The 8,029-nt window shown below is 70.0% G+C and carries 9 protein-coding genes; 6 read left to right on the top strand and 3 right to left on the bottom strand.

The annotated features are described in order from the left end of the window. Nucleotides 1-1,016 (bottom strand): FAD-dependent monooxygenase (locus tag GKO32_RS37405; protein ID WP_208024665.1); only part of this gene is annotated, 1,016 nt, incomplete at its 3' end. A gap of 47 nt (nucleotides 1,017-1,063) precedes the next feature. On the opposite strand from GKO32_RS37405, the gene GKO32_RS37400 reads away from it, so the two are divergent. Continuing rightward, entirely contained in the window at nucleotides 1,064-1,837 is a 774-nt protein-coding gene (locus GKO32_RS37400) for an IclR family transcriptional regulator (RefSeq protein WP_154761644.1), read from the top strand. Here the strand turns inward: GKO32_RS37400 and GKO32_RS37395 are convergent. After that, nucleotides 1,834-2,502, bottom strand: a complete 669-nt coding sequence (locus tag GKO32_RS37395) for a TetR/AcrR family transcriptional regulator (protein WP_154761643.1) — start codon at nucleotides 2,500-2,502, stop codon at nucleotides 1,834-1,836. The genes GKO32_RS37400 and GKO32_RS37395 overlap by 4 nt on opposite strands. A 147-nt stretch (nucleotides 2,503-2,649) precedes the next feature. Between GKO32_RS37395 and GKO32_RS37390 the strand changes: the two genes are divergently transcribed. Then, nucleotides 2,650-3,465 carry an alpha/beta fold hydrolase gene (locus tag GKO32_RS37390; protein WP_154761642.1) on the top strand — a complete coding sequence of 272 codons (816 nt, stop codon included), beginning with the start codon at nucleotides 2,650-2,652 and terminating at the stop codon, nucleotides 3,463-3,465. A 96-nt stretch (nucleotides 3,466-3,561) separates the two neighbouring features. Then, a complete protein-coding gene (locus GKO32_RS37385; protein ID WP_154761641.1) occupies nucleotides 3,562-5,007 on the top strand; it encodes an MFS transporter in 1,446 nt (481 codons plus the stop codon). Between the two features lie 10 nt (nucleotides 5,008-5,017). Here GKO32_RS37385 and GKO32_RS37380 read toward each other — a convergent pair whose 3' ends face one another. Then, nucleotides 5,018-5,848, bottom strand: a complete 831-nt coding sequence (locus GKO32_RS37380; protein WP_154761640.1) for a helix-turn-helix transcriptional regulator — start codon at nucleotides 5,846-5,848, stop codon at nucleotides 5,018-5,020. A gap of 103 nt (nucleotides 5,849-5,951) precedes the next feature. Here GKO32_RS37380 and GKO32_RS37375 point away from each other — a divergent pair, with 103 nt between their 5' ends. The 3 genes from GKO32_RS37375 to GKO32_RS38595 all read left to right on the top strand — a co-directional run. Beyond that, nucleotides 5,952-6,809 (top strand): NAD(P)-dependent oxidoreductase, encoded by an 858-nt coding sequence (locus GKO32_RS37375; RefSeq protein ID WP_154761639.1) that lies wholly within the window; start codon nucleotides 5,952-5,954, stop codon nucleotides 6,807-6,809. Beyond that, a complete protein-coding gene (locus GKO32_RS37370) occupies nucleotides 6,809-7,588 on the top strand; it encodes an SDR family NAD(P)-dependent oxidoreductase (protein WP_154761638.1) in 780 nt (259 codons plus the stop codon). The genes GKO32_RS37375 and GKO32_RS37370 overlap by 1 nt, the downstream gene beginning before the upstream one ends. Nucleotides 7,589-7,714: 126 nt before the next feature. Next, nucleotides 7,715-8,029, top strand: a 315-nt coding sequence (locus GKO32_RS38595; protein WP_208024664.1) for a hypothetical protein, incomplete at its 3' end; no start/stop codon positions are given.

Below are 8,029 nucleotides of genomic sequence, written 5' to 3'. Positions count from 1 at the left end.
GCCCACCCGTGCAGCACCGCCGCGATCTTCCAGCCGATGTTGACCGCGTCGCCGACACACGTGTTGAAACCGTGGCCACCGAACGGAGGGTTGATGTGGGCGCTCTCGCCGACCAGGAAGACCCGCTCCGTACCGAACTTGTCGGCCAGTTGCATCCTCGGCGTCCACGGGTCGGTCGAGAGCAGCTCGATGTCCAGCTCCGCGATGCCCTGTCCGGTGAGGTCGGCGATCAGCCGCACGGCCAGCTGGTCGTCGTGCTCGTCGCCGGCACCGGCGAAGCTCGCCCACCAGGTGCCATCGTGGTCCAGCGGGCCAATGGCGCCGGGCACCTCGGCCCCCACGACCCAGTAGTGCAGGGCCTCGCCCATCGACGGACGCAACTTCGTGGAGCGGAACACGGCGTTGAGATTCGCCATCGGCGCGGAGCCGCCGTGCAGCGTTGCACCGATACCGTCGCGCACGGTGCTGCGGCCGCCGTCGCAGCCGAGCAGGTAGCCCGCGCTGATCGAGTACGTCGACCCGTCGGCACGCTCGACCTCGCAGGTCACGGCGTCCGCGCCTTCGACGAAGCCGGCCAGCCGGTCGCCGAAGCGCAGATCGGCCAGGCTCCCGGCGCCGAGGTGGGCCCGCAGCACCTCCTCGACCACCGGCTGCCCGACCTGCTGCCCCGCCTCGGCCGTGAGCCCGTGCTCGGCGGCTTTCAACCCGAAGACGCCGGTGAACTCGGTGATCACCTCGCCGGCCATGGTGCTGCAGAAGACGATGCGCTGGTTCCATTCCGGGGACAGCGGTGCCGCGCGGCGTACCGAATCGGCGACGCCCCAGCGCCGGAACAGCTCCATCGTTCGGGGGCTCGTCGTCTTCGCCCGCGGCCGGGTGTGACTCACCTCGGCGCGGGGCTCCAGCACGATCGAGCCGATGCCATGGTGGGCGAGTTCGGCTGCCGCCGCGAGCCCCGCCGGTCCGCCGCCGGCCACCACAACCGGCGTACGCAACGTCGCGTTGTTCGGAATCACCGGGCTAGGATTCTTGAGGTGACCATCGGCAGACACCCGTGGTTCCAATGACCGGAACGCCAAGCCGACGCTCGGGAAGGCCCGCGCAGGGGGAACCGATCCTGGAGCGCGCGTTCCGGGTGCTGGGGGCCTTCGCCGAGTCGGGCGAAAGCCTTCCCCTGCACAAAATCGCCGCACGCGCGGCGCTGCCGAAGAGCACCACCTCTCGTATCGCCACCCAGCTCGTGGGCCTGGGTGCGCTGGAGCGCCTGGAGACCGGTGACTTCGTCGTCGGTCTGCATCTGCTCGAGATCGCCTCGCTGGCCCCGCGCGGGCACGGGCTGCGTGCCGCGGCCCTGCCGTTCCTGGAGGATCTGCACCGGGTCACCGGGCAGCACATCTGTCTCGCCGTCCGCGAGGGTCACGAAGCGGTCCTCGTCGAACGGCTGTCAGCCCGGGGCGCGGCTGCCGTCAAGTACCGCGTGGGCGGCCGGTTGCCCTTGGATCGGACCGGTATCGGCATCGCGCTGCTGGCCTATGCGCCGCAACGGATCCGTGACGAGATTCTGGCCGCGAGCACCGAGGCGGCGCTGCTTCGCCGGCTGATGGCCGCGGTCCGCGCCGAGGGCGTCTACGCGGTGACGGGGCCCAATCCCCTCGACGGGGGCGAGCCCACGATGTCCACCGTGGCCGCCCCGATCCTGAACCGGCGCAGCGAGCTACTCGGAGCGGTGTCACTGGTCGGCCCCGACGAGGGTGGCGCACCGGTGGGGGCTCGCCTGGCCGTGCGCACGGCGAGCCTGGCGATCTCGCGAGCCGCGCGACGAGCCGGTAACGCCTAGCTGCTCTTCTTCGGCAGAGTCGGCGGACACAGGTACATGTCGCGGCGTTCCTGCCGGGGCAGGCTCGTGGCATGTGCCTGCGCGACGCGGGTGAGCGTGGTCGTCGCGTGGACCACCGTGGCGATCGCCTCGTCCGGGGTCAGGCCGCAGTGGTCGATGAGGAAGAAAAGCCCCTCGCTGCCGACGGCGAAGGCGAGCTCGCGCTTGAGCCGGTCGAGTTCACCGGAGCCGCTATGGCCGAGGTCTTCGGCCAGCGGGGCGAGCGCTTGGTCGATGAGGGCCAGTCGCAGGTCCGGCCTGGCCCCGGGCGCGGATCCGGTGATGGTCGCCGCGATGACCGCGCGGATCGCGCTCTGATGGGCCAGGGCATGGCGCAGCAGATATTCGGTGGCCACGGCGATGCGTTCCACCGGATCACGGGAACCGGCGACTGCTTCGAGTGCTTCCGCCGGGGTGAAGAGCGTGCCGGTGATGGTTTCCCGCAGAAGTCCCGCCAGGTCGGGAAAGTGCCGGTAGGCGGTCGCCTCGGAGACGGCGGCCGCACGGGCGACCTCGGGCATGCTGATCGTCCGGCCGGACCGGACCAGTTCGGCAGCCGCACGCAGGATCGCCTCGCGAGTGCGCCGTTTCTGGTTGACGCGTCCGGTCGCCCTGCTCTGTGACATCGGGACCTCCGTCTTCACCGTCGCCTCAAAAGCGAGCTAACTCTCTTCATGAGAGTACTCTTGCATAACAGTCGCGGGGTCGCTACTCTCCTTCATGAGAGTTCACTTTCACGAGTGAACCACCTGAACGAGGAGGAGATCTTCATCATGACTGCCCCCACTGGCGCTTCCAGGACCATCGAACTGAGCGATGGCCTGACCATCTCCATCGACGAGAAGGGCGACGCCGCCGCCTCCGAGGGCAGCGCCGCACTGCTGCTCCACGGTGGTGCCGGACCGTTTTCCGTCGCCGGTTTCGCCGGCGCGCTTTCCGAGCACGCCTACGTGATCACCCCCACCCACCCCGGTTTCGGTGGCACGCCCAAACCGGAATGGATGGACAACATCGCCGATCTCGCGACGGCTTATCTGGACATGCTGGACGTCCTCAACCTGAGCCGCGTCCTGGTCATCGGCAACTCGATCGGCGGGTGGATCGCCTCCGAGATGGCGGTGCGGGACAACCACCAGCGCATCGGCGGCCTGGCGCTGTTCAACGCCGTCGGCATCCAGCCCGGCCACCCGGACGAGATCGCCGAGGCATCGAAGGTCGGACCCGGCGAATTCCTCCGGCTGGCTTGGCACAAGCCGGAATTCACGCCCGACCCCGCGCAGATGAGTGACGAGCAGCGTGCGGCGATGGCGGCCAACCAGGAGGTACTGGCGGTGTATGCGGGCGACCCCTACATGCACGACCCCAAGCTGAGCCACCGCCTGCACCGGGTCCAGGTGCCGGTGCTGGTCGGCTGGGGCGAGCACGACGGCGTCGTCCCGGCGGACTACGGCCGGACCTACGCCGGGCTCTTCCCGCGGGGCAGCTTCCAGCTCATCCCCAACGCCGGTCATCTGCCCCACGTCGAAGAGCTCGGGCTCACTCTCGAAGCTCTGGGCAAGTTCGTCAGCAGCGAGCTGCAAGCCGGCTGACCGAGACAGATATGGGGGTGTGCCGGACCCGCGTGCCGGCACACCCCACCTCGGCCGGAATGCAGTGTCCTCGCGGGCAATCAGAAGGGATGAAAGATGGACTTCGCTGACCGGCGCAGGTCACTCGTACTGGGCGTGTGCTGCCTGAGCCTGCTGATCGCGGGCCTCGATACCACCGCCCTCAACATCGCGCTTCCCGCCATCCAGCACGACCTGAACGCCTCCGTCAGCGGTCTACAGTGGACGGTCGACGGGTACACCCTGGCGGTCGCCGGCTTTCTCGTGTTCGCAGGCTCCGCCGGTGACCGCCTCGGACGGCGCCGCGTGTTCCAGACCGGGCTCGCCTTGTTCACCCTGGGTTCGCTGGCTTGTTCGCTGGCACCGGGACTGGGCTGGCTAGTCGGCTTCCGGGTCCTGCAGGGGCTCGGGGCCAGCATGCTCAACCCGGTCGCCTTGTCGATCCTGACCAACACGTTCGTCGATCCACGCGAGCGTGCTCGCGCGATCGGGCTGTGGGGCGGCACCATCGGGCTGTCCCTGGCGCTCGGGCCGGTTGTCGGCGGGCTCCTGGTCGCTTCGGCGGGATGGCGATCGGTGTTCTGGATCAACCTGCCGATCGGGGTGGCCGCCATCGCGCTGACGGCACTGTTCGTGCCCGAGTCGAAGGCGCTCGTCGCGCGCCGGCCGGACCCGGTCGGGCAGGTTCTGGTCATCGCGTTTCTGGTGTCGGTGGTCTACGCGATCATCGAGGGCGCCCACGCCGGATTCGGCAGCATCCCGATCATCCTGCTGTTCACCGCCGGCACCCTCGCCGCCGCTGTCCTTGTCCGGTACGAACGCCGCCGGGACCAGCCCCTGATCGATCCCCGGTTCTTCCGGTCCGTTCCGTTCGCGGGGGCGACCGTCATCGCGGTGGCCGCGTTCGTGACCATGTCGGGCTTTCTGTTCCTGAACACCCTGTATCTACAGGATGTCCGCGGCTACAGCGCCCTGCGGGCCGGGCTGCTCACGGTGCCGATGGCGGGCGCCGCCGCGATCGCCTCCGCGGTCTCCGGCCGGATCACAGCCACGCGTGGCGCGCGGGGGCCGCTGGTCGCCGCCGGCGCGCTGATCGCGACCGCGGCGGTGGTCCTGACTTTCGTCGCCCCCGGCACGCCCCTGCCGCTACTCCTGGCTTCCTACGTGCTTTTCGGCACCGGATTCGGGCTGGTCAACACCCCGATCACGAACACGGCCGTGGCAGGTATGCCGCGTGCCGAGGCCGGCGTTTCGGCCGCGGTCGCCACGACCGGGCGCCAGTTCGGCAACAGCCTCGGCGTGGCGATACTCGGCTCGATCGTCGCGGGAAAGGCACCCGGCGAGTTCCTTACGGCAAGCCACATCGGCTGGTGGGTGCTGGCCGGCTGCGGAGCGCTGGTCGCCATTCTGGGCGTCGCGACCACCACCAAGTGGGCGCAAGTCAGCGCCGGCCGCGTCGCGGAGCGTTTCCTCGCTTCGCCCGGCCCGGTGACCGGCGCCGAGGCAGAAGCCACCACCGCTTGATCGCCCGGGGTCATCCGACGAGGGACTGGGTGCCCACCACGTCCAGCAGGGCCAGGCGGTCGGCGTCTTCGCTGCCCGGTTCGGCCGTGTAGACCATGATGCGCAGGTCGCGGCCGGCGACGGTGAGGATGTCGCAGTCCAGGGTCAGGGCGCCGACCTGGGGGTGGTCGATGGTTTTGCGGCCGGCTCGGTGCGTGCCGACGGTGCCGGATTCCCACAGCTCGTCGAAGTGGGTGCTGCGCCGGCGGAGTTCGGTGATGAGGGAGTGCAGGTCCGGGTCGTCGGGATAGTGGCCGGCGGTGCGACGCAGGTCGGCGACGTGTGCCGCCTGGAGTGCGCCCCTGGATTCGGGCGTGTGGCGGATGCGGCTGTGGGGGTTGAGGAAGTTGCGCCAGACCGCGTTGAGGTCGTTGCCGTGCCATTCCCCCATGAGCGCCGTGTAGAGGGCGTTCGCGAGCACTTGGGTCCAGGCGGCGTCGAAGACGGCGACCGGCGTCCCGGTCAGCCGGTCCAGCATCCGGTGCACCCCGGGGGTGAGGTGCCTCGGAACCATGCCGGGGCCGGGCGGCACGAGGCCGGCCAGCCGGAACAGGTGGGCACGTTCCTCCTGGGTGAGCCGCAGTGCTCGGGCCAGGGCCTCGACGACCTGGGGTGAGGGGTTGGTGGCGCGTCCCTGTTCGAGCCGGGTGAGGTAGTCGGCGGAGATGCCGGCCAGCTGGGACAGTTCCTCGCGGCGCAGGCCCGCGGCGCGCCTGCGTCCACCCTCGGGCAGGCCGACGGTCTGCGGCGAGACGTGATCGCGCCAGTGGTGCAGCGCAGCGCCGAGTTCGGTGGTCGCCATGCCGTTCAGTGTGACCGGTGCGGCGCTCGGCTGTCTTGGTACTGCCATTCCCAGGAAAACGGGGCTACTGCCTGAGCACGTGGTCCTGGCCCATCGTGAAGGCATGACAGCAGCACGACCCGCTGTGGGGTTCATCGGATTGGGCGACCAGGGCCTGCCCATGGCCACCGCGATCGCCGGCGTGGGGTTCCCGCTGCACGCCTGGGCCCGGCGCGCCGGCTCCCTCGACGGCCTCGGCGAGGTCCCGCACCAGCGGCACGCCACGGTCGGTGAGCTCGCCGCCGCCTGCGACATCGTCTGCCTGTGCGTCCCTACCGATGACGACGTCCTGCGGTTGGCCGGGCGCCTGCTCGAAGGGCTGCGTCCCGGCACGGTCGTCGTCAACCACGGCACCGGCCTGCCCGGCAACGCCGTGCGGCTGGCCGCACTGTGTGCGACGGGCGACGCCGAGGTACTGGACGCGCCGGTGAGCGGTGGCCGTCCGGCCGCGCGGGAGCGCCGCCTGACCACGATGGTCGGCGGTGCGCGGTCGGTGGCCGAGCGCTGTGCGCCGGTGTTCCGGTCGTTTTCCCGTCACGTGGTGTACCTCGGTCAGGCCGGCGCAGGACAGACGGCGAAGCTGTTCAACAACGCGCTGCTGATGATGAACCAGGCCGCGATCGGGGAGATCGTCGAGCTGGCCGCCGAACTCAAGCTGGACCTCGGCCGGCTGGTGGAGGTCCTGAAGCTGGGCAGTGCCGCCAGCGCGGCACTGTCGCTGCTGAACACCATGGTGCGGCCCGACAACGTCGAACACCTCGCCGGTGTGGAAGCGCTGGACATGGAGTTGTTCGACCAGGCCATGCGCGGGGCCGGAATCGACTCCACCGCTGTCACCGAACGTGGCCTGGCCGGGGCGCGCGGACTCGCGCAGCTGTTGCACCGCCTCGAATACCTGCCCGACCGAAAGGAACAACACTGATGAGCAAGCTCGCCCTGATCACCGGCGCCACGTCCGGCATCGGCGAGGCATTCGCCGAACGCCTCGCCGCGGACGGCTACGACCTGATCGTCGTCGGCCGTAACACCGACCGGCTGGAGGAGTTCGCCACCGGCCACCCGGGCGTCACGGTCCGTCCCGTCACCGCCGACCTCTCCACCGACACCGGGATCGACACCGTCGCCGAAATCTGCGCCGCCGAGCCGCTGACCATGCTCGTCAACAACGCGGGCGTCGCCCACTACATGCCGTTGGCCGAGCTGCCCGCGGGCAAAGCCAGGGAACTCGTCCACGTCAAGGTCGTCGCCCCCACCATGCTCACCCGCGCCGCCGTCGCCGGCATGCGGGAACGCGGTGCGGGACAGATCGTCAACGTGGCCGGGATGATCGCTTTCAGCGGCCCCGCCGACAAGTCCGTCATGCCCCGCCGCGCCGTCTACGCCGGCACCCTGGCGCACCTCGTCGCCATGTCTCAGACGCTCAGCGCTGAACTCGAGGGCACCGGCGTCCGGGTCGAGGTCCTCTGCCCCGGCGTCGTCGCCACCGAATTCCACCAACGTCAGGGCCTCGACATGACTGTGGTGCCCCGCATGAGCGCCGAAGACGTCGTCACAGCCGGGTTGCGCGGCCTCGAACTCGGCGAAGTCGTCTGCGCCCCCGGCGTCGAAGAGGCCGGTCTCCTCGACGCCGTCTTCCAGGCCGACCTCGCCGCCTTCGGCGGACAAAGCCCCGAACTCGCCTCCCGCTATCGGGCCGCCTGAACGCGCTACCCACCGGATGCGGTCATCGCTTTCTCGGCCTCGTGTTCGACGTCGTATTCGGCAGACCCAGCTCGCGTCGAACAGCTCGGTGGGTCGCTGCTCGTCCTCGGCAAGGGGGAAGGCGCGGTGAAGGAACTGCGCGTTCCGGCGGGAGACGAGCTGCACCCGCGTCGCTCTGGGGAGCCGGAGCCGCTCGTATTCGCGCAGGCGAGCGGGGATATCGGCGGACTTCGCGCCCTCCAGGCGAACCGCGAGCGCGAAGGCGTCCTCGATGGCCTGACCAGAGCCTTGCCCGGCGTGGATGAGCATCGCACATGCGGGATCGCCGAGCGCAGAGACAGCGCGGTTCCGGTGGGCACCTCCTGCCCGAGTGTGCTGATCAGCAGCAGTGCCGGCGCCCCGCCTCCGCGATCGGAAGCGGGGGCGGGGCGCCGGCACTGC

This window comes from Amycolatopsis pithecellobii (assembly GCF_009707865.1).
GTDB classification, from domain to species: Bacteria; Actinomycetota; Actinomycetes; order Mycobacteriales; family Pseudonocardiaceae; genus Amycolatopsis_E; species Amycolatopsis_E pithecellobii.
The sequence above is the reverse complement of the archived record's forward strand: the minus strand, read 5'-3'. Positions and strand labels throughout refer to the sequence as shown.

What these genes read in the sequence shown, in the direction of transcription:
- GKO32_RS37400 (WP_154761644.1), top strand. Translation starts at nt 1,064, where the DNA reads ATGACCGGAACGCCAAGCCGACGCTCGGGAAGGCCCGCGCAGGGGGAA.
- GKO32_RS37380 (WP_154761640.1), bottom strand. Translation starts at nt 5,848, where the DNA reads ATGGCGACCACCGAACTCGGCGCTGCGCTGCACCACTGGCGCGATCAC.
- GKO32_RS37395 (WP_154761643.1), bottom strand. Translation starts at nt 2,502, where the DNA reads ATGTCACAGAGCAGGGCGACCGGACGCGTCAACCAGAAACGGCGCACT.
- GKO32_RS37375 (WP_154761639.1), top strand. Translation starts at nt 5,952, where the DNA reads ATGACAGCAGCACGACCCGCTGTGGGGTTCATCGGATTGGGCGACCAG.
- GKO32_RS37390 (WP_154761642.1), top strand. Translation starts at nt 2,650, where the DNA reads ATGACTGCCCCCACTGGCGCTTCCAGGACCATCGAACTGAGCGATGGC.
- GKO32_RS37370 (WP_154761638.1), top strand. Translation starts at nt 6,809, where the DNA reads ATGAGCAAGCTCGCCCTGATCACCGGCGCCACGTCCGGCATCGGCGAG.
- GKO32_RS37385 (WP_154761641.1), top strand. Translation starts at nt 3,562, where the DNA reads ATGGACTTCGCTGACCGGCGCAGGTCACTCGTACTGGGCGTGTGCTGC.